Here is a 23,997-nt window from a genome sequence, read left to right on the forward strand (position 1 = left end):
GACCTACCGCGGTTCCTGCTGGGTGGCGCAGTGGATGCCGCCGCCGCCCGCGGCGATACCGTCGATATCGAGCTGAACCACCCTGCGCCCGGGAAAGACAGTCTCCAGCGTGGATTTGGCCGCCGCATCGGCGTCCGGGTCTCCGAATTCGGGTGCGATGACGCCGCCATTGCACACATAGAAGTTGATGTAGCCCGCTGCGAAGTCCTCTGATTCGAAGTCATCGCGCCCCTGCTCGGGTGCCTCGAGTACTTCCACGCGCAGTGGGCGTCCGGCCGCATCCGTTGCCTTTTCGAGGATGTCGAGATGCCGGCGCGTCACGACGTAGTCGAACGAGTCGGGGTCGTTATCCAGCCCTGCGACGACGACGCCCGGTCCGGCGAATCGCGCGTAGAAATCGGTGTGACCGTCCGTGATGTCCATGCCCGCGATGCCCGGTAGCCAAATGATCTTCTGCAGACCAAGCAGACGCGCAAGCTCTGCCTCGACATCCTTTTTGGAGCGTCCCCGGTTGCGGTTGTTGTTGAGCACGCAACTCTCGGTGATGATCGCGGTGCCGTCCCCATCGACCTCGATGCCGCCGCCCTCGAGCACGAGATCGGTGTGAAGGACCCGCACTCCGGCGCGCTTGGCGACCTCGACGGCGACCGTGGCGTCGGAGTCGTGCTTCTGTTTGTCGCCCCAGCCGTTGAAGTTGAAATCGACAGCTGCCTTGCCGGTGTCGTTGCGGACGAACACCGGCCCGCTATCGCGAATCCACAGGTCATCCAGTGGTGCGGGAACCAGTTCCACATTGGGTCCGGCCAGTTGGCGCGCCAGTTCGATCTCCTGCGGTCGCACCAGCATGGACACCGGTTCGAACTGTGCGGTGGCCTGGGCGATCGCACCCAGATTCTGCTGCACCTTTCGGTTGAGCCGCCGGCCCCAGATCTCGTCGCTGGCGCCGAAGGCCATCCAGGTTCGCAGGTGTGGTTCGCCCTCGTCGGGCATGCGCCAGATCTCGCCGTCGCTCACCTCGCCATTATCTTGCGGCTCGTCGGCAGTGTCCGCGCAGGAAGTCAGTGCGAGGCCCGCTGCTACCGCCGTTCCGAGTTGGAGCAGGTGTCGTCGGCGCATATCCAGATTGTGCTACCCCCGGCGGCTGAGCGCCGAAACCAGCCCTTCCGGGGTAGTGACACTGAGTTGCAGGCCGCCGACCGGGCCGAACGACATCGGTGCGCCGTGGTCCCAGCCCCGTTAATCTCCGTACCAACGTCTGCCGTGTTCGGCGTGTGTCGATAGGTAGGCGCCAGGGCCGAAGTGCGTGTCATAGAAACCCAGATCGATGTTCTGAGCCTGCAGATACATCAAGACATGGACGGTCGGAACGGTGCCGGGAATCTTTCCGAAGGTGTCGTAAATGTACGAGGCCTGCGTCGTGACGATCTCCTGGATCGCCTCGGCCGGTAACGCGGCCGCGCGCACCTTGCGTGAATCCGCCCAGGCGCCAGGGGTGTCGGGGTGGAAGGGCCCGCCGGGGCCGTACTTGCGCTCGATGTACTTCTGGACGCCCGCTGCGACCGTCGGCACATGTGGGGGACTGAGGGTTTCGAAGAATCCATCCAGACCGGTGGCATTCGGAAATGGCCACCGATCGTCGTTGTCGGAGCGGAACCCGATACCGGGTGCACGCGGGTCGCCGGAGCCGCCGAGCACCGAAAGCCGGTCGAGCCCGTCGAACATCCAGCCACCCAGTCCGAGTGCTTGAAGGAGGAGTACGCCGTTGTGGGTTGCGGTGGCCAGTTCGGCGCTAGCCTCGGTGAGCGTGTACTGCTCCACAAAAGACAGCGGAATAGGATCGTCGTAATTCCTTAAGCTGCTGAACTTTTCGGTGCCGGGAAGGCTCCGGTTGTTGACGTCGTCGTAGACCAGGTAGCCGTTCGCGGCGAAGAAGGACAGGTTCGCGATCAGATGTTCGGCCAGATCGGCCACCGGGAAGGCCAGCAGGCTCCCCGGGTGATTCCCGATCCAGGTGTTGTGGCCTTCCATGTACGGCTCCTCTCGTGGCAGTTCCAGACGTTTGTCCGAAATCCGCACGTAGGAGTCGGCGGTGTGAGTGATCCAGTCCTCGATGGACGCGAATTCACGAGGGGGTTCATCACGTGTCGGCAGCAGGTAGATCCCGGTGTCATCGGTGAAGAAGAGCTGGCTGGTGTGAAATCCGGCGGCGGAGGGAAAGGTGCGTCCAGTCGCACTGCCGGAGTAGTTCGGGAACGCGGGGGCGTATCCGGGGTGATATGTGATGCCATAGTGCCATCCGGTTACACCCCCAACCACCGAAAGGATCAGTGCGCGTTCGACTTCCGATATCGGTCTAACGGGATGCCCGCTGGTGTAGGCGAGCGGACCGTCGGGAATGCGTCCGCCGAGAGGGAAGCGCCGGGACCGGCGCCCGGTGATCGCTGCCAGCAGTGGGAACGTGGTGACCTGTGCCAGGGCTTCGCGTTCGCGTTCGGATATCTGCAGCGTCATGGATCAAGCCGACCACTGCGCGGTTGCGGGGTCAACCTTTTGGCTTGTCCCCTTTCAAAATATGTCACGAAGGGGGGCTTGCGGCAAGGCCCCCATCGTGACGCACAATCCTGCGACCACGAATTTCGACTGATGGGAACGGGTATGACGATGCCGAACTTTTTCGAGGCGCACGAGTCGGGTGCGTATTTCCATGGCACCAAGGCAGACCTCGAGATAGGCGATCTGTTGACCGCCGGGCATCTGTCGAACTACGAGGAGGGCCGCATCATGAACCACGTCTACGTCACGAGGACACTGATCGGCGCGGGACTCGCCGCCATCATGGCCAAAGGCGAGGGCAGGGGCCATGTCTACATCGTGGAACCGGAGGGCACCCTGGAAGATGATCCGAACGTGACGGACAAGAAGTTCCCCGGGAATCCGACCCACTCGTACCGCACCCGGGAACCCGTGCGCATCGTTGGCGAGGTTGAGGACTGGAAAGGGCCCCCGCCCAAATTCATGGAAACCTTCCGGGCGGGGCTAGCTGACCTTCAGCGCACGGGAAACGCCGTCATATATGACTGATGAACAAGTGAACAAGATCAAAGACGGCTACGCCGTACGTCGTACCTTGAGGGCCTCGGTGATCATCGGGATCTGCAACGGTAGCCGGGCGATGGCGCCGAGCTTAAGTGGCAGCGGCTTGTCCCACCACTGCCGCGCCATGTTGATGTTCGCGGGGAAGACGGCGATGAACAGGAGCGCCGCGAGCGTACCGCCGAGCCTGCGTGTCTTCGGGGCCAGCAGCAGCGCACCGGTTCCGAGCTCGGCAACACCCGAGGCATACGTGTAGAACCGGGCTTCACCAGGCAGCTGGGCCGGGACGATGTCGTCGAAGGGTTTGGGTGCGACGAAATGTACGACGCCGACGCCGAGGAGCACGGCGGCGAGCCGGTAGGCGGGCCAGGGGCTGGCTTTGGTCTGCATGCCCGGAGTCTAGGCCGGGAACCTACAGTCCCGCGGCGCTCTCCAGGCTTGGGAGCAGCTGACGTGGTGTTCCCAGCAGCAGCGCGCTGCCGTGTGCGCGCTTGAAGTACAGGTGGGCGTCGTGCTCCCAGGTGATGGCGATACCGCCGTGCAACTGGATCGAGTCCGCGGCCACTGCCGAGAGTGCCTCGCTGGCTTTGATTCTCGCTACGGTCGCGGCCTCGGCGGTGAGGTCTTGGATGGACTGGTACACAATGGCGCGTGCGGACTCCACCAGCACATACAGATCGGCCATCCGGTGTTTGAGGGCCTGGAAGCTGCCAATCGTACGGCCGAACTGCACCCGGGTCTTGGTGTATTCGACAGTGAGTTCCAGGGCGCGTGCCGCTGCGCCCACCTGCTCGGCGGCCAGCAGGAGCCCGGCCTTGTCGATCAGTCCTGGGGCAGCGCCGATCGGTTCGTTTCCGCTGACCGCGACTGCGGCGAGTCGGCGGGTGGGATCCATCGTGGACAACGCAGTATCGGTGACGTTCTCCGCTCGGCGTACTTCGTCGCCGTCCAGGGTGAGCACCACATCGGCGATAGCTCCGTTGACGACGTATCCCGGGTCGAAGGCCACCGCACCGATCGATTCACCGGCCGCCAGCGATTCCAGTAGTTCACCCTGGTAGCCGGCCTCGAGGAGGGCCAGCTCCGTCCACAGGGTGCCCATCAGTGGACTGGGCACCAGCCCACGGCCGAGTTCTTCCACCACGACGGCCGCGTCCGCGAGCTCGCCTCCGGCACCGCCCAACTCCTCCGGAACCAGCAACGCTGCCGCTCCGACCTGCTCGCACAGGACGGTCCACAGGTTCTCGTCATAGCCGCGCTCGGATTCCATCGCCTTGCGCACCGCGGCCGAGTCGGCTCGTTTGGTCACCAAAGAACGGACGGTGTCACGCAGCATCTGCCGTTCGTCGTTTGAGGAAGTACTCACAGTGCCTCCAGTACACGCGCACGGTGCCATTCCGGTGTGCCCCACGCCGCCGTCAGCGCCCGCACCTTGAGGATCCACAGAGAAAGGTCGTATTCGGCGGTGAAGCCGATGGCGCCATGAGTCTGTAGAGAAGAGCGCGCGGCAAGGTAGGCGGCCTTGCCGGCGGCAACCTTCGCGGCGCTCACATCGCGAGCGGCGGTGGGGGATTCGTCGGCGAGGGCCAGTGCGGCGCCGTACACCAGCGGGCGCGCCAGCTCCAGAGCGATGTGTACATCGGCCAGTTTGTGCTTGACGGCCTGGTAAGAGCCGATCGGCCGGCCGAACTGGGAACGCTGCTTGGCATACTCCACGGCACGGTCCAGCAGGGCCTGTCCGGCACCGATCAGTTGTGCTGAAATGCCAAGCACACCAAAGTCGATGGCGCGGCTGGTGTCCAGGGAGACACCGCCGCCAGTCGGCGTCACGTCGAACACCCGACGAGTGGCATCGATCGACTCATGCTGGGCACCGGCCTGCCCCTCACGGAGCCCGATGTCATCGGCGATGAGCACCAGACCAGCGACGTCCGCATCGAGCGCACGCGGTGTGACGGGAGGTGCGGCGACCGTAGCAATGAGTTCTCCGGCAGCGAGTTGTGAGGAACGCTCATCCTCCGCGAGCAAGACCGGTGCCACCACGATCGATTCGACAACGGGTCCAGGTACCGCCCACTTGCCCAAGCCCTCGAGAGCGACAACCAGATCGACGGGGTGTGCCCCGATGCCGTCGTACTTCTCGGACACCGCCAGGGCCGTGACGCCAAGGTCAGCCAGCGTTGACCACACGGCCAGCCCGGGCTCATGATTGCCCGTGGCCCACGCGCGCGCTGCGCCGGGAACATCGGCGGCCGACAGGGCGGCATCGATGCTGGCCGCGAAATCCCGCTGCTGAGTGTCCAGATCGAACCTCACTTGGCACCTCCCGTGCGAGCACTTTCCTTGGGCAGGCCAAGAATGCGTTCGGCGATGATGTTGCGCTGAATCTCATTGGTACCCGCATAGATCGGGCCGCCGAGGGAGAACAGGTACCCGTCGGTCCACGGTCCGGTCAGCTCGCCGTCCGCGCCGCGTAGATCGAAGGCCGTCTCGTGCAGAGCGACATCCAATTCGGACCAGAACACCTTGGTGATCGAGGACTCGGCACCTAGCTCGCCGCCGCCCGCCAGCCGGGTCACGGTGCCGAAGGTGTGCAGCCGGTAGGCCTGTGCCGCGATCCAGGCGTCCGCCACACGTTCGGAAGCGAACCCATTGTCCGGAACCGATTTCCACAAGTCCACCAGCCGATCGGCGGTGGCCAGAAAACGGCCGGGGCTGCGCAGCGACATGCCACGCTCATTGCTCGAGGTGCTCATGGCCACGCGCCAGCCGTCGTGCACCCCGCCGATGACGTCCTCGTCGGGAACAAATACGTCGTCCAGGAAGATCTCGGCGAAGCCGGGGTCGCCGTCGAGCTGCGGAATGGGGCGCACCGTGACGCCCTCGGCCTTGAGGTCGAACATGAAGTAGGTCAATCCCTGATGGCGCTGGGCCGTCGGGTCGGATCGGAACAGCCCGAATGCCCTGTCCGCGAAGGGTGCTCGTGAGCTCCAGATCTTCTGACCGGACAGCCGCCAGCCCCCGTCGACCTTGCGGGCGGGGGAGCGCAGCGAGGCCAGGTCACTGCCGGATTCCGGCTCCGACCATGCCTGCGCCCATATCTCCTCGCCGTTGGCCATTTTGGGCAGGATGCGATCCAGCTGGTCCTTGCTGCCATGTGCGAACAACGTCGGGCCCAGCAGGAACATGCCGTTCTGGCTGATGCGCGCCGGGGCGCCCGCCTTGAAGTACTCCTCCTCGAAGATCACCCACTGCAGCAGGGTGACGTCACGACCGCCGTACTCCCTGGGCCAGGACACCGCGGAAAATCCCGCGTCGTACAGGGTGCGTTCCCATTGCCGGTGCGCCACTGCACCTTCCGGGGAGTCGTAGGAGGGCAGCGGCGGGTTCGGGACGTTGGCGGCGAGGAACTCGCGCACCTCCGCCCGGAATGCCTCGGTCTCGTCGTCAAGCAATAGGTCCATTACGCAGACTCCTCATGCATGGCACGCAGGGTGGGTTTGACCACCTTGCCGCCCAGGTTGCGGGGAAGTTCGTCGAGAAACTCGACGAACCGCGGTTTCTTGAAGTTCGCCACATGCTGTGCGCAGTAATCGATTACTGCCTGCGAGTCCAGAGATGCACCGGGCTTGCGCACGATGTACGCCTTACCGACCTCGCCGAGGCGCGCGTCGGGAACACCGATCACGGCGGTATCGGCCACACCCTCCAGGCGCATCAGCACCTGCTCGATCTCGGCGGGATACACGTTGAACCCGCCGCAGATGTACATGTCCTTGAGGCGGTCGGTGATGGTGAGATTTCCGCGCTCGTCGAGCTTTCCGATATCACCGGTGTGCAACCAGCCGTCTGAGTCGATGGTCTCGGCGGTGGCCTGCGGATCGTCGAGATAGCCCTTCATGACATTGGCACTACGCAGCAGCACTTCGCCTTCATCGCCGGGTTTCTGCGCGCCGTCGATCCGCAGCTCGTAGCCGATCATCGGGCGCCCGCAGGTGGTCGCGACGGTGACCGCGTCGTCATCGGAGCGGCAGATCGTGGCGAAACCCTGAGTCTCGGTGAGGCCGTAGGCGGTAAGCACCAGATCGAAATCCAGTTCAGATTGCATGCGTTCGATGAGCACCACCGGGACGACGGCCGCACCCGTGACCGAGTACCGCAGCGAGGTCAGGTCGTAGTTCTTGCGTGCCGGATGATCGAGCAGCATCTGGAAGATGGTCGGCGCGCCGGGCAGCACGGTGATCTGGTGCTCCTGGACGGCGGCCATCGCCTTTTCGGGGTCGAAGGTCAGCTGCGGCATGAGTGCCGCGCCGGTCTGCAGGCAGGCCAGGATGCCCGCCTTGTACCCGAAGTTGTGGAAGAACGGATTGACGCAGAGATAGCGGTCGTTTTCGGTGAATTCGCCATAGGTGGCCCAGGCCAGGGAGGCGGCCAGCGGTTGACGGTGCATGCACAGCACGCCCTTGCTGCGCCCGGTGGTGCCGGAGGTGAAAAGGATGTCGCTGATGTCCTCGGAACCCACTGTGTCCCGGCGGGTGTCGATGTCCTCGTCGGTGACGTCGTTTCCGTGCGCCACGAACTCGTCCCAGTTGCACCGGTCGCCGTCCTCCACCGCGACCCGCACGATGTGCCGCAGGTCGGGGAGCGTTGCGGCGTCCAGCTGGGTGATGCGGTCCGAACCGAGGAAGATCCCGACAGAAACCAGCACGCGGGCCTGGCTGCGCTGCAGAATGTCGGTCGCCTCGTCGACGGTGTAGCGGGTGTTCATCGGGACGACGGCGGCGCCCGCGTACTGCGCACCCAGGCAGGCGATGGGCCAGTGCCATGAATTGGGGGACCAGATGGCCACGCGATCGCCGTGCTCGACCCCGAGCGCGATCAGCGCCGCGGAGAAGCGCCGCGCGCGAGTACGAAGTTCTGAGAAGGTCAGCCAGGAGCCGTCCGCATAGAGGGCGTCGCGACCGCCGAAACGGGCCGCTGCCTGGTCCAATGCTGCCGGGATGGTGAGTTCGGGTGTCTGCTGCGCCGACTCCATACGCGTCCGACCCACCTTCCAATAACAAGCAAGTGCTTGGTAGGTTAGCCTACAGGTGTGGGTGAGTTCCAAGCGGCTTCCGAGCGTCCGTTGTCGGAGATATCCGACGATCAGGTGCGTGCCGAGATCCGGGAATGGCTGGCCGAGAACCTTGTCGGCGAGTTCGCCGAGCTGAAGGGCCTGGGCGGCCCGGGTAGCGAGCACGAGGCGTTCGAAGAGCGCCTCGCCTGGAACCGTCACCTGGCTGCCGCGGGCTGGACCTGCCTGGGCTGGCCGGTCGAGCACGGCGGTCGCGGAGCCACCGTGAGCCAGCGCGTCATCTTCTATGAGGAGTACGCGCGCGCCGAGGCGCCGCACAAGGTCAATCACCTGGGCGAGGAGCTGCTCGGACCGACACTCATCGCCTACGGCACCCCCGAGCAGCAGCAGCGCTTCCTTCCGGCCATCCGCGATGTCACCGAGCTGTGGTGTCAGGGATACTCGGAGCCCGGCGCGGGGTCAGACCTTGCGAACGTATCCACCACTGCGGTGCTTGACGGTGATGAATGGGTGATCAACGGGCAGAAGGTGTGGACCTCGCTTGCGCTGCAATCGCAGTGGTGCTTCGTGGTCGCGCGTACCGAACCCGGATCGACGCGACACAAGGGCCTCTCGTATCTTCTGGTGCCCCTTGATCAGCCAGGTGTCGAGATCCGTCCGATCATCCAGCTGACCGGCACCTCGGAGTTCAACGAGGTGTTCTTCGACGGTGCGCGCACTGCCGCCGATCTGGTGGTCGGTGAGCCGGGCGATGGCTGGCGGGTCGCTATGGGCACCCTGACCTTTGAGCGTGGTGTCTCGACCCTGGGTAACCAGATCACTTATGCCCGTGAGCTTTCGAGGCTTGCCGAACTGGCCAAGTCCAACGGCTCGGCGGACGACCCTGCGATCCGCGAGCGCCTGGCCCAGGCTTATGTCGGGCTTCGTACCATGCGGGCCTACGCGCTGGCCACCATGGACGAGGAGCGCCCCGGCCAGGACAATGTGTCAAAGCTGTTGTGGGCCAACTGGCATCGTGATCTGGGCGAGCTGGCGATGGAGATCATCGGAAAGTCGACCCTGTTGACCGATGACGGCGAGATGGACGAATGGCAGCGTCTATTCCTCTTCTCTCGTGCCGACACGATTTATGGCGGCTCCAATGAGATCCAACGCAACATCATCTCCGAGCGGGTGCTCGGACTACCCAGAGAGGCGCGCTAAGTGAGCTTGTCCCAGGCACCGAAAGAGATTGACGGACACGGTCTTCTGAAAGGCAAGGCCGTCGTCGTGACCGCGGCCGCCGGAACCGGGATCGGCTCGTCGACCGCGCGCCGTGCTCTGGCTGAGGGAGCCGACGTGGTCGTTTCCGACTACCACGAGCGCCGCCTCACCGAGACGCGTGACGAGCTCGCGGCACTCGGGCTTGGCAAGGTGGCCGCAGTGGTGTGTGATGTCACCTCTACCGAGGCCGTCAACGCACTCATCGTCGAATCCGTTGCCGCACTGGGCCGTATCGATGTACTGGTGAACAACGCCGGGCTCGGCGGTGAGACTCCCGTCGCCGATATGACCGATGAGCAGTGGGACCGGGTTCTCGACGTCACCTTGACCTCCACGTTCCGCGCGACCCGTGCGGCCCTGCGGTACTTCCGCGAGGCCGGTCACGGCGGTGTCATCGTCAACAACGCGAGCGTGCTGGGCTGGCGCGCGCAGTACGGACAATCGCATTACGCCGCGGCCAAGGCCGGCGTCATGGCGCTCACGCGATGCAGCGCCATCGAGGCCGTCGAGCATGGCGTACGCATCAACGCGGTAGCCCCGAGCATTGCCCGGCACAAGTTCCTCGACAAGGTGACGTCCTCGGATCTGCTGGACAAGCTGTCCTCCGATGAGGCATTCGGTCGCGCCGCCGAGCCGTGGGAGATTGCCTCCACCATCGCCTTCCTGGCCAGCGATTACTCGAGCTATCTGACCGGTGAGGTCATCTCGGTGTCCAGCCAGCGGGCGTGACATGCGCCATTAAGCGGTGACCAAACAAGCGCTTGGTTGATACAGTAGGGAGGTGGACAAGGTGGCAGAAGTGCGAGAGTCGGACGCTCTTCGCTCAAGCGGTGCATCGCAGCCGTCGCGACGTGACGAACTGCTGAGCCTTGCGGCCGCCATGTTCGCAGAGCGCGGCCTGCGCGCCACCACGGTGCGCGACATCGCCGATGCCGCCGGAATTCTGTCAGGCAGCCTCTATCACCACTTCGATTCCAAAGAGGCGATCGTCGACGAACTGCTGCGCGACTTCCTCGAGGGACTCTTCGCCCGGTATCGCGAGATTGCCGCGGCCAACCTGAATCCCGTCGACACGCTTAAGGGCCTGTTCCTGGCCTCGTTCGACGCGATCGAAACCAAGCACGCACAGGTCGCCATCTACCAGGCGGAAGCACCTCGGTTGCTGTCGCAGGAGCGGTTCGCCTATCTGAACGAACTCAACACTGAGCAGCGCGAGTTATGGCTCGAAGTGCTGCGCGACGGCATCGCCCAGGGCTACTTCCGTCCCGATCTTGATGTGGCAGTGGTGTACCGGTTCATCCGCGACGCAACATGGGTATCGGTGCGCTGGTTCCGTCCGGGCGGTTCGCGCACGGCGCAGGAAGTCGCCGAACAGTACCTTTCGATAGTCCTCGGCGGGATTACCGTCGATTAGTCTGGGAAATAAGGAGATTCACCATGTCTGAGGCGTACATCATTGACGCTGTGCGTACCGCTGTCGGTAAGCGCAACGGCTCACTGTCCACGGTGCACCCGCTGGATCTGGGTGCAGCCACCTTCAAGGGGCTCTTCGACCGCGTCGACGTCGACCCCGACGCCATCGATGACGTGATCATGGGTGTCCTGGACGCCATCGGTGGGCAGGCCGGCAATGCCGGACGCCTCGCGTGGCTGGCCGGTGGATACCCGGAAGAGGTGCCGGGCTGCACCGTTGACCGCCAGTGCGGATCGAGCCAGCAGGCCATTTCCTTTGCCGCGCAGGCCGTTATGTCCGGTACCGCGGACCTGGTGGTGGCCGGTGGCTTCCAGAACATGAGCCAGATTCCGATCTCTGCCGCGATGATCGTCGGCAAGGAGTACGGATTTACTTCGCCCACAGCAGAATCCGAAGGCTGGCTGCACCGCTATGGCGATCAGGAAATCTCCCAGTTCCGCGGCGCGGAGATGATCGCCGAGAAGTGGGACATCAGCCGCGAGGAGATGGAGCAGTTCGCGCTCTCCAGCCATGAGCGGGCTTTTGCCGCGATCCGCAACGGACACTTCGACAATGAGATCATCCCGGTCGGCGACTTCCGCGTCGACGAGGGTCCGCGCGAGAGCACGCTGGAGAAGATGGCGGGGCTCAAGACCCTCGTCGATGGGGGCCGGCTCACGGCAGCGCTGGCCAGCCAGATCTCGGACGGTGGTAGCGCGACGCTGGTCGCCTCGGAAAGCGCCGTGAAGGCGCACGGGCTGAAGCCACGCGCACGTATTCACCACATCAGCGCCCGGGGCGACGACCCGGTGTTTATGTTGACCGGCCCCATCCCCGCCACCAAGTACGCGCTGGCCAAGACCGGCCTGACGATGGACGATATCGACGTTGTCGAGATCAACGAGGCCTTCGCCCCCGTGGTGTTGGCATGGGCCAAGGAGCTGGATGTCGACCTGAAGAAGGTCAACCCCAACGGCGGCGCAATCGCGCTGGGTCACCCGCTGGGGGCCACCGGCGCCAAGTTGTTCGCCACCATGCTCAACGAGCTGGAGCGCACCGGCGGCAAGTACGGTCTGCAGACGATGTGTGAGGGCGGCGGCACCGCCAACGTCACCATCATCGAGCGCCTCTGAGCGCCTCGCGGGCGTAGCCTGAACTGATGCGTGCAGGAATCCTGATTGGCACGGCCGCAGCGGCCCTCGGCGTCATCGCAAGCAGTGCGCCGGCATCTGCCGAACCGTGTCCGCCGGAGGTTTGCAGCATTCCCGGATTGCCGGGCGGCAGTCTGCCCTTCAACCCGCAGATGTCTGACCTGCCACAAGACCCGATGTGGATGGGTCAGGCCTGGGATTGGTTGAGCAAACGGGACAACACAGGCATGTTCGATACCCCAGGGGCGGCGGACTTCATTCGGTCGCAGCCATCCGATGCGTGGGCGCCGGAGCAGGCGCCGCCACCCCTACCGGGGCCTGCTCTACCGGGCGACTAGTTTCCGGCCCAGGTGCCGAACGGGACGTCAGGGTCGGTGCCCAACGGGGTATCCGGGTCGGCGCCACCGATGTCGTTGGCATGGTCCGGGACATAGGGATCGGTTCCGTACGGGACGTCCGGGTCGGCGCCGCCCTTGTTCTGGTCTTGTAACAACACGTGGTGCGGACCCCGGTCGGTCGGTAGCTCCATCGCCCCTTGTGAGGGTGCGTGGATGGGTTGCTCGGGTGCCAATGGTTCGTCGGGGTCGGCCGCGGCGACCGGTGCCAGCACGAAGGCGGCGGCTGCGGCCAAACAACACGCAGCTGTCGAGAAGCTGAACGTTCGATGTCTCATATCTCCAGGATTCTCCCGCATTCTGTGAATCCGCTGTCCCTATCCTTGCCCATTCCTGCCGAATGGGAATCTGGCGAGGGATTTCGACCGATTTCCCTCGTGAGATTCCCACTCAGATTTGTCAGTGGTGAGTGGCATGCTCCCGCTATGGGGGAGGTTCCATGGCCGTTTCGTTCGGGTGAGGCTATTGCTTCTGGGGCTGTGACTGAGCACGAAATCCGTCGTCGATACGAACAGCTCTACCCATCCGTCTACGTTCCACGCGGATCGAATGTGACGGCCATACAGCGTGCGCGGGCCGCATGGTTATGGTCGCGGCGGGGCGGGGTGGTCGCGGGCTTGTCCGCGTCGGCGCTTCTCGGCTCGCAGTGGGTCGATGGTTCGGCCCCAGCGGAGTTGATCTATCAAAACCATAAGGCGCCCAGAGGTTTGAGGGTTCACCGAGAGTCATTGCTGGCAGACGAGGTTGCCAGCAATGACGGCCTCGCGGTCACCTCGGCGGCACGCACGGCCTTCGATCTTGGACGCTGGTTGCCGCTAGACGCTGCTGTTGAACGCTTGGACGCCCTGATCGCAGCCACTGGCGTCGGCCCTGCAGAGATTCTTCAGATCGCGGATATGCATCCCGGAGCCAGGGGGCTAGTGGCGCTCGGCAGGGCGCTGGAGTTGGTCGACGGCGGAGCAGAATCACCTCAAGAAACCCGCACGAGGCTGCTTCTCGTAAGGGCGGGATTCCCCACGCCGCGGACTCAGATCCGGGTCTACACGCGCTATGGAGAATTCGTCGCGCGGATCGACATGGGTTGGGAGGACCTCAAACTCGGAGTCGAATTCGACGGCGCCCAGCACTGGACTGATCCGCACCAGCGCTCCCGCGATGTCGACCGGTCAGCCGGACTCTCCGCAGAGGGCTGGACCATCATTCGGGTGACATCCGAGATGCTGCGGCATCGAGCCGGCACGATCGTGGCCCGGGTCGATGAGGCGTTTCGAACAGCGATGTCGAGTGGGAATCTGGCGAGGGATTTCGGTCGTTTTGCCTCGTGAGATTCCCACTCGGCGGTTAGAGGATGGCCGCGTTCGCACTCTTCAGATGGGCGACCGCTTCCGTCACGATCGCGTCGATCAGGTCTTGGCAGCTGGGCAGGTCATCGAGGATGCCCGCGACCTGACCGGAGGCGAGAACACCGGCGCCGGTGTTGCCCTCCACCAGACCGGCTTTCAGCAGCATCGGGGTGTTCGCGGCCATGAGCACCTGAGACCAGGTGAGCTCCTTGCCGTGACGCATCGCCAGGCCGTCCTTGACCATGGACCGCCACGTCATTCCCGACATCTTCTTGAACTTGGCCGCGTTCCGGATCGCTGCACTGAATCCACGTACCCGCGAACCGCTTTCGAGCTTCTCGACCAGCTCGGTGCGCAACACCCGGTGCGGCATGCCGTCGACCCGGGTCGACACCACGGTGCCGTCGAGGGCCGAGGCCAGATAGCGCTCCTTGACCGCATCCGGCACGGTGCTATCGGAGGTCAGCAGGAATCGGGTGCCCATGGCGACACCGGCCGCACCGTAGGACAGCGCGGCGGCGAGGCCACGCCCGTCGAAGAATCCACCGGCTGCGATGACCGGCATTCCGGTGCCCTTCACCGCATCGAGCACCGAGGGCAGCAGCAGGGTGGTTGCTACCGGACCGGTGTGTCCGCCGCCCTCACCACCCTGGACGATCACCGCGTCGGCACCCCAGGCGGCGACCTTCTTGGCGTGCTTGGCCGCTCCGATAGACGGAACCACCACCACGCCATTGTCTTTCAGCTTGGCGATCAAATCCTGCTTGGGGGCCAGCGCGAACGAGGCCACCTTCACCTTCTCGCGGATCAGCAGATCGATGCGCTCGGTGGCATCACCGGCGTCGGCACGGATGTTCACACCGAAGGGTTTGTCGGTGAGTGACTTCGTCTTCGCGACTGCCGCGACCAATTCTTCCAGCGTCATGGTCGCCGAGGCGAGGATGCCCAGACCGCCGGCGTTGGAGGTGGCGGCCACCAGGCGCGGTCCGGCCACCCACCCCATGCCGGTCTGGACGACGGGATGGTCGATGCCGACCAGCTCGGTCAGTGCTGTTTTGAGGACCGGTGCGCTCATTGCTTGACTTCCTTGTCCCGGAACGACTTCGGATCGATCACCTCGCGAATGATCCGTAGCTCTTCATCGGTGGGCAGGCGGGTCTCACCGGCGTCGGCCAGCCCGTGCACCTCGAAGCTGGTGTTGGACGCGACGTCCTCGGCCGAGACCCCGGGGTGCAGTGACAGGGCCTGCATCTCGTGGTTGGGGCCGTTGAAATCGAACACACCCAGGTTGGAAATCACCCGGAACACATTGAGGTACTTGTACGCCGGGTTGGCCGGGTCGACCTTGTCGTAGCCGACGCCGGAGACGATGTCGACAGAGTTCCCGAACACACGCGCCGAGTGGTTGCCCACCCAATACGACGTGGCGTGATTGATGGTGTTGCCGGGAGCGCCGCGCACACCGAACATCTGCCGGGTCGGGTGCTGCAGCGGCCCGAACGCCGAGAGGTTCTGATTGCCGTAGCGGTCAATCTGATTGGCGCCCATGACGACATGCCGGCGGCCGGAGGCCACGACATCGAACACCTTGCGGAAGGGCATCCACCCTTCGATCGGCGAGATGCCGCCGATCGCCGGTGTCTCGGCCATCAGGACGGCCTCGCCATCGGAGAGCACCAGATCAGGGGAGAAGGTCAGGCGAGCCAGCCGGGCGCCGACGGTGGACATGGTCGACATCGCGGAGGCCATGATCTCGCCTGCGTCCCTGAACAACTCGGCGCACGCCACGGCGCATACCTCGGCGCGGGTTGCCTCGCTCATGCCTGCTGCTCCTTAAACCGCTTAACGGCTGCCTGGTAGTCCTCTTCGGAACCGGACAGGTAGGTGTCGACGAAGGTCTGCCAGGTCTCCGGATCCCCGGCGGCCTCGGCGTAGTGCCGCTGGAACTTCTCGTCGCGGCCGTAGTCGGCGGCGCCGATGGTGAAGTGCGCGCCACCGGGAGCTTCCACCACCTTGTCCACCATCATGCGGTTCAGCAGAAGCGACTGCAGAGGAACGGTTTTCACCAGTTCTTCGGTGGAGACCACCTTCTCCACAGACAGGAAGCGGCGCTCGGCTGCCAGGCAGTAGAGGTCGTCGAAGTATGGGTCCACGCCGGTGTAGGCGGCATTGCCGGTGGCGTCACCCAGGTTCAGGTGCACGAATGCGGCGTCCAGATTCAGCGCGGGCATCGCGACCAGGGTCTCGTTATCCGCATACGGGGATGTGACGGTCTTGAGCTCGTCGCCCCAGAAATTCATGACGTCCGAGCCGAGCCCGGCCCGGATAGGCAGGAACGGCAGGCGGGCGGCGGCGGCTTCCAGGCCGCACTTGACCATGCCCTCGTCCATCTCGCGGGACTCGATCGCGCCGGTGGTGCGGGCCTTGGCGAACCACGGGTCATAGAACGGCGGCGAATCCAGGGACACGAAGCCGTAGTAGGCCTTTTTGACCTTGCCCGCCGAACACAGCAGGCCCAAGTCCGGTCCGCCGTAGGTGACGACCGTCAAATCCTTGACATCCGAACGCAAGATCGCGCGCACGAAGGCCATCGGCTTGCGGCGCGAACCCCAGCCTCCGAGGCCGATGGTCATGCCGCTGCGCAGTTCGGAGACGACCTCGTCGAGAGTGCTTGTCTTGTCTGCCATTAGTTTCCCTTCGGCTTTCCGGTCTCGACGAATGCGTCGCGATGCTCGTCGGCGACACCCGCCAGGTTGAGCTCGAATGTGAAGCCCTGCTCCATGCGGTAACTCGACTCGACGTCCTGCGGATCGATGAAGTTGATGGCTTCCTTGGCGGCGCGGATGACGCGGGTGTCCTTGGCGGCGATGTCACGCGCTACGCGCAGCGCGGCCTCGTCGAGATCCTCCCGTGGCACCACCTCGTGGATGGATCCGTAGTGGTGCAACGTTTTTGCGTCAACCTTGGCCGCCGTGTAGAACATCCGGCGCATCACATGCTGGGGAACCAAGCGCTGCAGATGAGTGGCGGTGCCGAGTGCGCCACGGTCCACCTCGGGCACGCTGAACACCGCGTCGTCGGAGGCGACGATCACGTCGGCGTTACCCACCAGGCCGATTCCACCGCCGAGGCAGAAGCCGTTGACAGCGGCGATGACGGGCACCTTGCAGCGGTAGACCGCGCTGAAGGCTTCGAAACAGCCGCGGTTGGTATCGATCAAGGCGGTGAAGCCCTGTCCTTCTGCCTGAGTGCGCTGCATTTCCTTGATATCGGCGCCCGCGTTGAACCCGCGGCCCTCGGCTCGCAGGATCACGACGTGGGTGGACGGGTCGTTGCCCGCCGCCAGGATGGCGTCGGCCAGCTCAAACCATCCGCGCGAGGGGATGGCGTTGACCTTCGGATAGTCGACGGTGACGGTCACGATGCCCGGTTCAACCGTCGCGGTGATGATGCCCATGAGACTCCTCAAGGTACCGAAACAAGCACTTGCTTGGTACGCTACCATGGCTCGAAAGCGCAGGACAAACAGCAGGAATACAGCAAGGAGTGACGTGCGAACCCCTTACGAACTCGGCCTCGCGGGTCGCGTCGTGCTGGTCACCGGAGGTGTCCGCGGCGTCGGTGCCGGGATCAGCCGGGTGTTCGACGAGCTCGGTGCGACGGTGATCACCTGTGCGCGCCGTCCCGGTGAGACCCCTTACGAATTCCATTCCTGCGATGTCCGTGATGAAGAGTCGGTCGATGCGCTCATCAACACCGTTGTTTCCACACATGGGCGTCTGGACGCCGTCGTCAATAACGCCGGTGGTGCGCCCTTCGCACTGACTGCCGACGCGAGCCATAACTTTCATCGCAAGATCATCGAACTGAATCTGCTCTCCGCCTTGCTCGTCTCGCAGCGCGCCAACGCCGTGATGCAGCGGCAGGACGAGGGCGGCACCATCGTCAACATCACCAGCGTGAGCGCAAGCCGGCCTTCGCCGGGTACCGCCGCATACGGCGCCGCCAAGGCCGGGCTCGAGAGCCTGACTCGGAGCCTCGCTGTGGAATGGGCGCCTAAGGTGCGGGTGAATGCCCTGGCCGCCGGAATGATCCGCACCGAGCTCTCGGAAATGCACTATGGCGATGAAGAGGGAATCGCGTCCGTCGGCGCGACGGTGCCTCTGGGCCGCCTTGCCAATCCGGACGAGATTGGTTGGACGGCAGCGTTTCTTGCCTCACCCCTGTCCTCCTACGTGACGGGTTCGGTTCTTACGGTTCACGGTGGAGGGGAGCGTCCCGCGTTCCTCGACGCCGCCAATGTCAACAGCAATGAGAACGGCGAAAAGGAATAGAACATGCCAGGTTTGCTCGACGGTCGGGTCGTCATCATTACCGGTGCAGGCCGGGGTATTGGACGTGCGCACGCGCTGGCGTTCGCGGCCGAAGGCGCCCGGGTGGTCGTCAATGACATCGGTGTGGGCCTGGATGGATCGGCTGGCACCAGCCCCGCTCAGGAAGTGGTCGAGGAGATCAAGGCTGCCGGTGGCGAAGCCGTCACCAATGGTGATGATGTCGCCGACTGGAACGGTGCCAAGAACCTGATCGACACGGCCGTCAATTCCTTTGGCCGCCTGGATGTTCTGGTCAACAACGCCGGATTTCTGCGCGACCGGATGCTCGCCAACATGAGCGAGGAGGAGTGGGACGCGGTGATTCGTGTGCACCTCAAGGGGCACTTCGCGCCGCTGCGTCATGCCGCCGCGTACTGGCGTGACGAGTTCAAGGCCGGCAATGCGGTGGATGCCCGCATCATCAACACCAGCTCCGCCGCCGGGCTGCAAGGCAGTGTCGGGCAAGGGAATTACGCCGCCGCCAAGGCCGGTATCGCCACCTTGACCCTGCAGGCTGCTGCCGAGATGGGCCGCTATGGCATCACTGTCAACGCCATCGCTCCGGCCGCGCGTACCCGGATGACCGAGGCAGTGTTCGCCGAGACCATGGCCAAGCCCGAGGACGGTGCATTCGACGCGATGGCCCCGGAGAACGTCTCGCCGCTGGTGGTGTGGCTGGGCAGCCCGGAGTCGCGCGCGGTCACCGGAAAGGTGTTCGAGGTCGAAGCCGGCATCATTCGCGTCGCCGAGGGATGGGCGCACGGTCCGCAGGTGGACAAGGGTGCGCGTTGGGAACCAAGTGAATTGGGTCCCGTGGTCACCGACCTGCTCGATAAGGCTCGTACGCCGGTTCCGGTCTACGGCTCACAGGGTTAGGGCTCCAGGATGACGACGGGAATCTTGCGGGTCGTGTACGACTGGTACTTAGCGAAGTCGGCGTAGAGCTCGACCAGCTTGGGCCAGTAGTACGCGCGTTCCTCGTCGGTCGCGGTGCGGGCCGTCATGGTTCGGATATCGCCCTTTATCTGAACGGTGACTTCAGAATTCGCCTTCAGATTGAGGTACCACGCCGGATTGGCATCGCGTCCGCCCTGCGACGCCACCAGGACGATCTTGTCGCCATCGGGTAAGTAAAGCAGCGCGCTCAGCCGCTTCTGCCCGGTCTTGCGGCCGATGGTGGTGATCAGTAGTACCGGTATGCCCCAGGGGAAAGCCGCACCCACACGCCACTTTCCGCCCAGGCGGCCGTCAGTCCGCTGATACAGCCAGACATTGGCGGTGGTCATCCACTTGATCAGCTTTCCGGCCAACTCCGAGTTCAACTGGGCGGGTGCATTCGCGGAGGAGCCGCTCGCGGCAAGACCATTAGACATGGCCCTATGCTACGAGGGTGTCAACACCTGGAGCCTCCGACGAAGTACGTATTGCCGCCGCGAATGCCTACATCGAAGCCCTCGTCACCCATGAGGCAGACGCGGTGCCGTTCGCCCCGGAATGTGTGCGGATCGAGCAGGGTGTCAAGACCGGCTTTTCTGGAGATCACTTGCGGCGCAGCCTGAATAACGGACCGCAGTTCCGGCTGATTGCTGCCGCGTCCAATCGGCAATTTCGTGTCGAAGGTGACAACGTCATCGCGAGTTTTGTCATCGAGACCAAGGCAAAGGTCGCCGGATGGCGCGTCGTGGCAAAAGTGGACGAGACGTTCAAGATTCCGGCTACTGATCCGCGGATCCACCACATCCGGGCGATCTTCGTGCCGAAGCTGTCACGCACCTAGAACGCGTTCTAGATCTGGGGTTTTTCCTCGACGCACCCTTGTCCCGGGGTCGATTTCTGTGCTTCACTGCCACTAGAGCCATTAGTGAAATGCATCACAGGCCGGGAGGTACAGCGTGGTACAGGCCCAACATCCCCACTTGCCGGATGGTATCGACTTCACCGATCCCGATCTTTTTGTGCACGGAATCCCAGAGGTCGAGCTCGCCGAACTGCGGCATACCGAACCGATCTGGTGGAATCACACCGAGCGTGGGGTCGGCGGATTCGATGATGACGGTTTCTGGGTGGTGTCCAAACATAAAGACGTCAAAGAGATCTCACTTCGGTGCGACGTATTCTCCAGCGAACAGAACACCGCGATACCGCGCTATCTGGCCACCACGCCGCGTGAGCGCATCGACGCGACCCGCTTGATCATGCTGAACATGGACCCACCGCGGCACAGCAGGTTGCGGCACATCATCAGCCGAGGGTTCACGCCGCGCGCGGTGAACCGGCTCCGCGATGACCTCAATGCCCGCGCGCAGGGCATCGCGAAATCGGCGGCCCGACTGCAGCACGGCGACTTTGTGGAACAAGTGGCTTGCGAGCTTCCGTTGCAGGCCATCGCCGGTTTGTTGGGCACTCCGCTCGAGGAACGCGAGCAGCTGTTCGACTGGTCCAACAGGCTGGTGGGTTCCGACGATGGCGAGGATGACAGCGCGATCGCCAGCGCCGAGCTGTTGATGTATGCCATGCAGGTCGCGGCACGCAAGACCGCGGAGCCCGGCCCGGATATCTGTACCGACCTGGTGAATGCCGATATCGATGGGCAGAAGCTTTCCGATGACGAGTTCGGTTTCTTCGTCATGCTTTTGGCGGTGGCCGGCAATGAGACGACCCGCAACTCCATCACTCATGGAATGCATGCCTTCACGCAGTTTCCGGAGCAGTGGGAGTTGTACAAGAAGGAGCGTCCGGAGACGGCGGCTGATGAGATTGTCCGTTGGGCAACACCGGTGACGTCTTTCCAGCGCACTGCGCTGGAGGACACCGAGCTTGGTGGTGTGAAGATCAAGAAGGGCCAGCGTGTGGTGATGATGTACCGCTCGGCCAACTTCGATGAAGAAGTCTTCGAGAATCCGTTTACCTTCGACATCATGCGTAACCCCAACCCGCATGTGGGATTTGGCGGAAATGGCGAACATCATTGCGTCGGGTCCAACCTGGCCCGCATGACCATCAACCTGATGTTCAACGCCATCGCCGATCACCTGCCGGACCTCGCGTCGGCGGGCGAGCCGGACAGGCTGCGATCCGGATGGCTCAACGGGGTCAAGCACTGGGAGGTTGACTTCTGCCCGGCCGGGTTCGGGCGCGCCAGCTGACGAAAAGGCCCCCGGACACCGAGGTGCCGGGGGCCTTCGCGCAGGTACTAGATCCGCTCGATGATGGTGCCGGTGGACAGCGCGCCACCAGCACACATGGTGATCAAAGCCGTTGACTTGTCGGTACGTTCCAGCTCGTGCAGTGCCGTGGTGATCAGGCGGCTGCCGGTGCTGCCGACGGGGTGCCCCAGCGCGATGGCGCCGCCGTTGACGTTGACCCGGTCGAAGTCCGGCTTGTGCACCGCGGCCCAAGAAAGCACCACCGAGGCGAAAGCCTCGTTGATTTCGACGACGTCGATATCGCCGATCTTCATGCCCGCGCGGTCCAGCACGCGCTGCGTCGACTGCACCGGGCCGTCCAGGTGGTAGTAGGGCTCGGCACCGACGAGCGCCTGCGACACGATGCGGGCGCGCGGCGTCAGGCCCAGTGAGCGGGCCTTGTCCTCGTCCATCAGCAATACCGCAGCCGCACCGTCGGAAATCTGCGAGGACGTACCGGCTGTGTGAATACCCTCCGGCATAACGGGTTTGAGGTTGCCCAGAGATTCCAGGGTGGTGTCGCGCAGGCCCTGGTCGCGGCTGACCGTCAGGGTCTCACCGGTGGGGTTGCCTTCCTTGTCCACCTGCGGCGCATCAAGCGCGGTGATCTCGCGATCGAATCGTCCTTCGGCCCATGCCTGCTTGGCCAGTGCCTGCGAGCGCACTCCGAGGCCGTCGACATCGGCGCGGGTGATCCCGCGGCGCTTGGCAATCCGCTCTGCTGCCTCGAACTGATTGGGCATGTCGATATCCCAGGAGGCGGGGCGGGGGATGCCGGTGCCGCCGACGTTGGCGCCCAGTGGCACGCGGCTCATCGATTCGATACCGCAGGCGATGCCGGTGTCGATGGCGCCGGAGTAGATCAGGCCGGCGATGAGGTGGTTGGCCTGCTGCGCGCTGCCGCACTGGCAGTCGATGGTGGTGGCACCGGCGGCTTCGGGCAGCCCCGCGTGCAGCCATGCCTGCCGAGTGATGTGGCCGCCCTGCTCACCGAACTGGGTGACACAGCCGCCGATGACCTGCTCGACTTCGTTCGGATCCAGACCTACGCGTGTGATCACCGACTTTTGGATGCTGCCGAGCAGCTCGGCCGGATGCAGGCCCGCGAGCCATCCACCACGTTTGCCGATGGCGCTGCGCGTCGCTTCGACGATGACCGGATTACCCATGGAGCTGCTCCTTTGCGCTCTGAACGTTGACTTCACGGTAGAACACGTTCCAGTCTGGAAGCAATGGGAACGTGTTCTCCCCCCATCCACCACGTTTTGTCTGCGCTGATCGTGTGCTTCAATGGGGCTAGAGAGTGTCGTATCTCACTAAGCTCTCACTAGATGCTCTAACAAGATCGTCCCTGAATGACGCCCTGAAAGGCCATAGGAGTTCAACGTGGTGCACCCCAGCCTTCCCGCCGGTTTCGACTTCACCGACCCGGAGATCTACGCAGAACGGCTCCCGATCGAGGAGCTCAAGGAGCTACGGAAGACGGCTCCGATTTGGTGGCAGGAGCAGCCCGACGGCGTCGGCGGCTTCAATGACGGCGGGTATTGGGTCGTCTCCAAGCACAAGGACGTCAAGGAGGTGTCGCTGCGCAGCGATGTCTTCTCCAGCTGGGAAAACACCGCCATCCCGCGGTTTCAGGATGACATCACCCGCGAGGCCATCGAGCTGCAGCGCTACGTGATGCTCAACATGGACGCCCCGCATCACACCCGGCTGCGCAAGATCATCTCCCGCGGTTTCACGCCCCGGGCGATCGGCCGGCTGCGCGACGAGCTGAACGAGCGCGCTCAGCAGATCGCGAAGGCCGCCGCCGCGACCGGCTCGGGTGACTTCGTGGAGCAGGTGTCCTGCGAGCTGCCGTTGCAGGCCATCGCGGGTCTGCTCGGGGTGCCCATCGAGGACCGGGGCAAGCTCTTTAACTGGTCGAACGAGATGACCTCGTACGACGACCCCGAGTTCTCGCACATCGACCCGGCGGCATCGTCGATGGAGATCCTCGCCTACTCGATGGAGATGGCGAAGCAGAAGTCCGAGAATCCCGGCGAGGACATCGTGACCACCCTTATCAACGCCGAGGTTGAGGGCGAGGGCAAGCTCTCCGATGACGAGTTCGGCTTCTTCGTGATCATGCTCGCGGTGGCAGGCAACGAGACCTCACGCAACTCGATCACCCAGGGCATGATGGCCTTCACGCAGTTTCCGGAGCAGTGGGAGTTGTACAAGAAGGAGCGTCCGGAGACGGCGGCTGATGAGATTGTCCGTTGGGCAACGCCGGTGACGTCTTTCCAGCGCACTGCGCTGGAGGACACCGAGCTTGGTGGTGTGAAGATCAAGAAGGGCCAGCGGGTGGTCATGATGTACCGCTCGGCCAACTTCGATGAAGAAGTCTTCGACGATCCGTTCAGCTTCAATGTCATGCGTAACCCGAATCCGCACATGGGATTCGGTGGCAGCGGTGCGCATTTCTGCATCGGCGCGAACTTGGCGCGGCTGACCATCAACCTGATGTTCAACGCCATCGCCGACCACATGCCCAACCTGGCTCCGGCCGGCGACCCGAAGCGACTGCAGTCCGGCTGGCTCAACGGTATTAAGCACTGGCAGGTTGATTTCAACGGCGCCAGCGGTTGCCCGGTTCTGCACTAGCCATTCAAAAGGAAACGCACG

At 63.9% G+C, this 23,997-nt stretch carries 25 protein-coding genes and 1 pseudogene; 12 read left to right on the top strand and 14 right to left on the bottom strand.

Features of this window, described 5'->3' with window-relative positions; translation table 11 throughout:
* Nucleotides 1–3: 3 nt before the first annotated feature.
* Nucleotides 4–1,116, bottom strand: a complete 1,113-nt coding sequence (locus AOT87_RS15480; RefSeq protein ID WP_057967112.1) for an agmatine deiminase family protein — start codon at nt 1,114–1,116, stop codon at nt 4–6.
* Nucleotides 1,117–1,236: 120 nt separating this feature from the next.
* Nucleotides 1,237–2,511, bottom strand: coding sequence for a hypothetical protein (locus AOT87_RS15485; protein WP_057967111.1), 1,275 nt, complete (start codon nt 2,509–2,511; stop codon nt 1,237–1,239).
* Between the two features lie 144 nt (nt 2,512–2,655).
* Between AOT87_RS15485 and arr the strand changes: the two genes are divergently transcribed.
* Nucleotides 2,656–3,081: an NAD(+)--rifampin ADP-ribosyltransferase gene (gene arr / locus AOT87_RS15490; protein WP_057967110.1), complete on the top strand. Its 426-nt coding sequence runs from the start codon at nt 2,656–2,658 to the stop codon at nt 3,079–3,081.
* Nucleotides 3,082–3,108: 27 nt separating this feature from the next.
* On the opposite strand, the gene AOT87_RS15495 is transcribed toward arr, so the two are convergent.
* From AOT87_RS15495 to AOT87_RS15515, 5 genes are read right to left on the bottom strand one after another with little or no spacing between them, the layout of a single operon-like run.
* Nucleotides 3,109–3,483 (bottom strand): MauE/DoxX family redox-associated membrane protein, encoded by a 375-nt coding sequence (locus tag AOT87_RS15495; protein WP_030095763.1) that lies wholly within the window; start codon nt 3,481–3,483, stop codon nt 3,109–3,111.
* 22 nt (nt 3,484–3,505) lie between these two features.
* Nucleotides 3,506–4,459: an acyl-CoA dehydrogenase family protein gene (locus AOT87_RS15500; protein ID WP_057967109.1), complete on the bottom strand. Its 954-nt coding sequence runs from the start codon at nt 4,457–4,459 to the stop codon at nt 3,506–3,508.
* Nucleotides 4,456–5,409 carry an acyl-CoA dehydrogenase family protein gene (locus tag AOT87_RS15505; RefSeq protein ID WP_057967108.1) on the bottom strand — a complete coding sequence of 318 codons (954 nt, stop codon included), beginning with the start codon at nt 5,407–5,409 and terminating at the stop codon, nt 4,456–4,458. The genes AOT87_RS15500 and AOT87_RS15505 overlap by 4 nt, the downstream gene beginning before the upstream one ends.
* Nucleotides 5,406–6,557, bottom strand: a complete 1,152-nt coding sequence (locus tag AOT87_RS15510) for an acyl-CoA dehydrogenase family protein (protein WP_057967107.1) — start codon at nt 6,555–6,557, stop codon at nt 5,406–5,408. Before AOT87_RS15510 ends, AOT87_RS15505 begins: the two co-directional genes overlap by 4 nt.
* Nucleotides 6,557–8,128 carry a FadD3 family acyl-CoA ligase gene (locus tag AOT87_RS15515; RefSeq protein ID WP_057967106.1) on the bottom strand — a complete coding sequence of 524 codons (1,572 nt, stop codon included), beginning with the start codon at nt 8,126–8,128 and terminating at the stop codon, nt 6,557–6,559. Before AOT87_RS15515 ends, AOT87_RS15510 begins: the two co-directional genes overlap by 1 nt.
* Nucleotides 8,129–8,227: 99 nt before the next feature.
* Between AOT87_RS15515 and ipdE1 the strand changes: the two genes are divergently transcribed.
* The 5 genes and pseudogenes from ipdE1 to AOT87_RS15540 all read left to right on the top strand — a co-directional run.
* A complete protein-coding gene (gene ipdE1, locus AOT87_RS15520) occupies nt 8,228–9,370 on the top strand; it encodes an acyl-CoA dehydrogenase IpdE1 (protein ID WP_057967125.1) in 1,143 nt (380 codons plus the stop codon).
* The gene (gene ipdF / locus AOT87_RS15525; RefSeq protein ID WP_057967105.1) at nt 9,371–10,159 is read left to right on the top strand and encodes a (5R,7aS)-5-hydroxy-7a-methyl-1-oxo-2,3,5,6,7,7a-hexahydro-1H-indene-carboxyl-CoA reductase; all 789 of its coding nucleotides are present in this window, start codon (nt 9,371–9,373) and stop codon (nt 10,157–10,159) included.
* Between the two features lie 61 nt (nt 10,160–10,220).
* Entirely contained in the window at nt 10,221–10,844 is a 624-nt protein-coding gene (locus AOT87_RS15530; protein ID WP_164687579.1) for a TetR family transcriptional regulator, read from the top strand.
* A gap of 23 nt (nt 10,845–10,867) precedes the next feature.
* Entirely contained in the window at nt 10,868–12,016 is a 1,149-nt protein-coding gene (gene fadA6 / locus AOT87_RS15535) for a steroid 3-ketoacyl-CoA thiolase FadA6 (RefSeq protein ID WP_057967103.1), read from the top strand.
* Nucleotides 12,017–12,042: 26 nt separating this feature from the next.
* Nucleotides 12,043–12,276 (top strand): annotated as a pseudogene (locus tag AOT87_RS15540) (hypothetical protein); the annotation flags it as partial.
* A 92-nt stretch (nt 12,277–12,368) separates the two neighbouring features.
* Here the strand turns inward: AOT87_RS15540 and AOT87_RS15545 are convergent.
* Nucleotides 12,369–12,707 carry a hypothetical protein gene (locus tag AOT87_RS15545; protein WP_057967102.1) on the bottom strand — a complete coding sequence of 113 codons (339 nt, stop codon included), beginning with the start codon at nt 12,705–12,707 and terminating at the stop codon, nt 12,369–12,371.
* Nucleotides 12,708–12,854: 147 nt separating this feature from the next.
* On the opposite strand from AOT87_RS15545, the gene AOT87_RS15550 reads away from it, so the two are divergent.
* Complete coding sequence (locus AOT87_RS15550) at nt 12,855–13,754, top strand: DUF559 domain-containing protein (RefSeq protein WP_057967101.1); 900 nt, start codon at nt 12,855–12,857, stop codon at nt 13,752–13,754.
* A gap of 16 nt (nt 13,755–13,770) precedes the next feature.
* On the opposite strand, the gene ipdC is transcribed toward AOT87_RS15550, so the two are convergent.
* The 4 genes from ipdC to AOT87_RS15570 are packed head-to-tail and all read right to left on the bottom strand — an operon-like array spanning nt 13,771 to nt 17,229.
* Complete coding sequence (gene ipdC, locus AOT87_RS15555) at nt 13,771–14,847, bottom strand: (3aS,4S,5R,7aS)-5-hydroxy-7a-methyl-1-oxo-octahydro-1H-indene-4-carboxyl-CoA dehydrogenase (protein WP_057967100.1); 1,077 nt, start codon at nt 14,845–14,847, stop codon at nt 13,771–13,773.
* Nucleotides 14,844–15,593, bottom strand: coding sequence for a CoA-transferase (locus tag AOT87_RS15560; RefSeq protein ID WP_046252444.1), 750 nt, complete (start codon nt 15,591–15,593; stop codon nt 14,844–14,846). The genes ipdC and AOT87_RS15560 overlap by 4 nt, the downstream gene beginning before the upstream one ends.
* On the bottom strand, nt 15,590–16,459 hold the full coding sequence (locus tag AOT87_RS15565; protein WP_046252445.1) for a CoA-transferase: 870 nt from the start codon (nt 16,457–16,459) through the stop codon (nt 15,590–15,592). The genes AOT87_RS15560 and AOT87_RS15565 overlap by 4 nt, the downstream gene beginning before the upstream one ends.
* On the bottom strand, nt 16,459–17,229 hold the full coding sequence (locus AOT87_RS15570; protein ID WP_057967099.1) for an enoyl-CoA hydratase family protein: 771 nt from the start codon (nt 17,227–17,229) through the stop codon (nt 16,459–16,461). Before AOT87_RS15570 ends, AOT87_RS15565 begins: the two co-directional genes overlap by 1 nt.
* 94 nt (nt 17,230–17,323) lie before the next feature.
* Between AOT87_RS15570 and AOT87_RS15575 the strand changes: the two genes are divergently transcribed.
* Both AOT87_RS15575 and AOT87_RS15580 read left to right on the top strand, forming a co-directional pair.
* Nucleotides 17,324–18,106, top strand: coding sequence for an SDR family oxidoreductase (locus AOT87_RS15575; protein ID WP_057967098.1), 783 nt, complete (start codon nt 17,324–17,326; stop codon nt 18,104–18,106).
* Nucleotides 18,107–18,109: 3 nt separating this feature from the next.
* Entirely contained in the window at nt 18,110–19,021 is a 912-nt protein-coding gene (locus AOT87_RS15580; protein ID WP_057967097.1) for an SDR family oxidoreductase, read from the top strand.
* Here AOT87_RS15580 and AOT87_RS15585 read toward each other — a convergent pair.
* Complete coding sequence (locus tag AOT87_RS15585) at nt 19,018–19,518, bottom strand: nitroreductase family deazaflavin-dependent oxidoreductase (protein WP_057967096.1); 501 nt, start codon at nt 19,516–19,518, stop codon at nt 19,018–19,020. The genes AOT87_RS15580 and AOT87_RS15585 overlap by 4 nt on opposite strands.
* Before the next feature lie 17 nt (nt 19,519–19,535).
* On the opposite strand from AOT87_RS15585, the gene AOT87_RS15590 reads away from it, so the two are divergent.
* Entirely contained in the window at nt 19,536–19,922 is a 387-nt protein-coding gene (locus tag AOT87_RS15590; protein ID WP_057967095.1) for a hypothetical protein, read from the top strand.
* Between the two features lie 115 nt (nt 19,923–20,037).
* The gene (locus tag AOT87_RS15595) at nt 20,038–21,291 is read left to right on the top strand and encodes a cytochrome P450 (RefSeq protein WP_057967094.1); all 1,254 of its coding nucleotides are present in this window, start codon (nt 20,038–20,040) and stop codon (nt 21,289–21,291) included.
* A gap of 47 nt (nt 21,292–21,338) precedes the next feature.
* Here AOT87_RS15595 and AOT87_RS15600 read toward each other — a convergent pair whose 3' ends face one another.
* Nucleotides 21,339–22,499 (bottom strand): steroid 3-ketoacyl-CoA thiolase, encoded by a 1,161-nt coding sequence (locus AOT87_RS15600; protein WP_057967093.1) that lies wholly within the window; start codon nt 22,497–22,499, stop codon nt 21,339–21,341.
* Between the two features lie 217 nt (nt 22,500–22,716).
* On the opposite strand from AOT87_RS15600, the gene AOT87_RS15605 reads away from it, so the two are divergent.
* Nucleotides 22,717–23,976 (top strand): cytochrome P450, encoded by a 1,260-nt coding sequence (locus tag AOT87_RS15605; RefSeq protein WP_057967092.1) that lies wholly within the window; start codon nt 22,717–22,719, stop codon nt 23,974–23,976.
* Nucleotides 23,977–23,997 lie beyond the last annotated feature (21 nt).

The organism is Mycobacteroides sp. H003, assembly GCF_001440135.1.
In the GTDB taxonomy this organism is placed as follows: Bacteria; Actinomycetota; Actinomycetes; order Mycobacteriales; family Mycobacteriaceae; genus Mycobacterium; species Mycobacterium gwanakae.

Coding starts and splice junctions, on each gene's coding strand:
- AOT87_RS15485 (WP_057967111.1), bottom strand. CDS start 2,511: ATGACGCTGCAGATATCCGAACGCGAACGCGAAGCCCTGGCACAGGTC.
- ipdC (WP_057967100.1), bottom strand. CDS start 14,847: ATGAGCGCACCGGTCCTCAAAACAGCACTGACCGAGCTGGTCGGCATC.
- AOT87_RS15480 (WP_057967112.1), bottom strand. CDS start 1,116: ATGCGCCGACGACACCTGCTCCAACTCGGAACGGCGGTAGCAGCGGGC.
- AOT87_RS15580 (WP_057967097.1), top strand. CDS start 18,110: ATGCCAGGTTTGCTCGACGGTCGGGTCGTCATCATTACCGGTGCAGGC.
- AOT87_RS15510 (WP_057967107.1), bottom strand. CDS start 6,557: ATGGACCTATTGCTTGACGACGAGACCGAGGCATTCCGGGCGGAGGTG.
- arr (WP_057967110.1), top strand. CDS start 2,656: ATGACGATGCCGAACTTTTTCGAGGCGCACGAGTCGGGTGCGTATTTC.
- AOT87_RS15570 (WP_057967099.1), bottom strand. CDS start 17,229: ATGGGCATCATCACCGCGACGGTTGAACCGGGCATCGTGACCGTCACC.
- AOT87_RS15600 (WP_057967093.1), bottom strand. CDS start 22,499: ATGGGTAATCCGGTCATCGTCGAAGCGACGCGCAGCGCCATCGGCAAA.
- AOT87_RS15585 (WP_057967096.1), bottom strand. CDS start 19,518: ATGTCTAATGGTCTTGCCGCGAGCGGCTCCTCCGCGAATGCACCCGCC.
- AOT87_RS15515 (WP_057967106.1), bottom strand. CDS start 8,128: ATGGAGTCGGCGCAGCAGACACCCGAACTCACCATCCCGGCAGCATTG.
- AOT87_RS15550 (WP_057967101.1), top strand. CDS start 12,855: ATGGGGGAGGTTCCATGGCCGTTTCGTTCGGGTGAGGCTATTGCTTCT.
- AOT87_RS15495 (WP_030095763.1), bottom strand. CDS start 3,483: ATGCAGACCAAAGCCAGCCCCTGGCCCGCCTACCGGCTCGCCGCCGTG.
- fadA6 (WP_057967103.1), top strand. CDS start 10,868: ATGTCTGAGGCGTACATCATTGACGCTGTGCGTACCGCTGTCGGTAAG.
- AOT87_RS15565 (WP_046252445.1), bottom strand. CDS start 16,459: ATGGCAGACAAGACAAGCACTCTCGACGAGGTCGTCTCCGAACTGCGC.
- AOT87_RS15545 (WP_057967102.1), bottom strand. CDS start 12,707: ATGAGACATCGAACGTTCAGCTTCTCGACAGCTGCGTGTTGTTTGGCC.
- AOT87_RS15560 (WP_046252444.1), bottom strand. CDS start 15,593: ATGAGCGAGGCAACCCGCGCCGAGGTATGCGCCGTGGCGTGCGCCGAG.